General features: G+C 69.0%; 3 protein-coding genes. All 3 read right to left on the bottom strand.

Annotated elements, in window-relative coordinates; all coding sequences use genetic code 11:
- The coding region (ssb, locus tag ACTQ48_RS11220; protein WP_441085754.1) for a single-stranded DNA-binding protein at positions 1 to 367 on the bottom strand (367 nt) is incomplete at its 3' end.
- Between the two features lie 181 nt (positions 368 to 548).
- The gene (locus ACTQ48_RS11215; protein ID WP_441042251.1) at positions 549 to 1058 is read right to left on the bottom strand and encodes a hypothetical protein; all 510 of its coding nucleotides are present in this window, start codon (positions 1056 to 1058) and stop codon (positions 549 to 551) included.
- On the bottom strand, positions 1055 to 1320 hold a 266-nt coding region (locus tag ACTQ48_RS11210; RefSeq protein WP_441570983.1), incomplete at its 5' end, for a hypothetical protein. The genes ACTQ48_RS11210 and ACTQ48_RS11215, both read right to left, overlap by 4 nt.

The raw sequence follows: 1320 nt of genomic DNA, 5'->3' as shown, positions 1-1320 counted from the left end.
GCCCGCGTTGGCTGCGGTTGACGATGGCGGTCTGGGTGCGCAGCGAGGGTCCGATGTCGTCCACGGACAGCTCGAAGGTGGTGCGGCGCTGACCCTCCTTGTCCTCGTAGGTGCGCGACTGGAGCTCACCGGTCACGATGACCCGCATGCCCTTGCGGAGGGTGTCGGCGGCGTGCTCGGCCATGTCGCGCCAGACGGTGCAGCGCAGGAATGTGGTGTCGCCGTCGATCCAGTCGCCGGTCTTCTTGTTGTAGTGGCGGTGATTGTGGGCGACCGTCATGGTGGCGACGGCGGCCCCGGCCTGAGTGAAGCGGACCTCGGGCGCGTCCGTCAGGTTGCCGCAGATGGTGATGGTGTTGGTGCTCATGATTGGTCCTCTCTCTGGCCGCAGTGGGTGCAGCGGCCGTGTCGGTACAGGTGTCGTGGGGTGATGGGTTGGCGGTGGTCGTCTAGTCCCATCGCGCCGGTGAGGATGTGGAGGGCGGAGCAGGCTGCCGGGGCGGGGGCTCGGCGGTCGTCACCCGCCCCGGCAGCGACTCGGGTGGTGCTCATACGGCCACCGCGCTCTCGACCCGGTTGGCGTAGGTGGCGCGCATTCCCTCATCGGTGGCGAGGTAGGCCATGTGCGCGAGGTGGTCGCTGACCTCACGGAGCGCGGCGGCGTGGGTGGGTCGCCAGCGTCCGATGTGGCCGCAGTCGCAGCGCCACACCCAGTGGTCCGGCGTGTCGCGCCAGATGTGCGGCTTGTGGTCGGAGAACCAGGCGGCGACGATCTCGCGCAGGTCGCTCTCGATGCGGCGCTTGTCGCCGTCGTAGTCAAAGAACCGATGCCGGCGGTCGCCGTGCTGGCCGTGGGAGCCGCAGTCGAACAGCTCGCACGTCGTGCCCTGCTCGTGGGTTACGCGCTGGTCGTGGTCGCGGCGGAAATGGATGACGATCTCGCGGTAGTGTGCGCGGTTCGTGGCGTCTCGCTGCCAGATTTCGACGCCCCCGCGCTCGGTGGCGATGCCCCAGCCGGTGTAGCCACCGGGGTTCGTAGTAGGGATGACGACGGTCATGCCGTGGCCTCCTGCTCGGCGTCGGGCACCAGCTCCGCCTCGTACACCTCGCCCGTGTCGGGATCGGCCAGCGACTCCGCCACAGCAGCCTCGGCGGCGACCAGTTCGGTAAGGGCAGCGATCACGGCAGCAGCCTCGGTCTCCGTCAGGTCGGTCGCGGACGTGAGCGGATGTCCGACAGCCTCGACGGCGAAGTCCAGCGCCTGCCTCTTGGTGAGCCCGGCCTGTTTGACGAGTCCGCCGATGGTGGTGGTCTGCTCGG

The organism is Collinsella sp. Sow4_E3 (assembly GCF_052116285.1).
In the GTDB taxonomy this organism is placed as follows: Bacteria; Actinomycetota; Coriobacteriia; order Coriobacteriales; family Coriobacteriaceae; genus Collinsella.
Note: the sequence above shows the minus strand (reverse complement) of the source record. Positions and strands in the feature narration are given on the sequence as shown.

Coding starts and splice junctions, on each gene's coding strand:
- ACTQ48_RS11215 (WP_441042251.1), bottom strand. CDS start 1,058: ATGACCGTCGTCATCCCTACTACGAACCCCGGTGGCTACACCGGCTGG.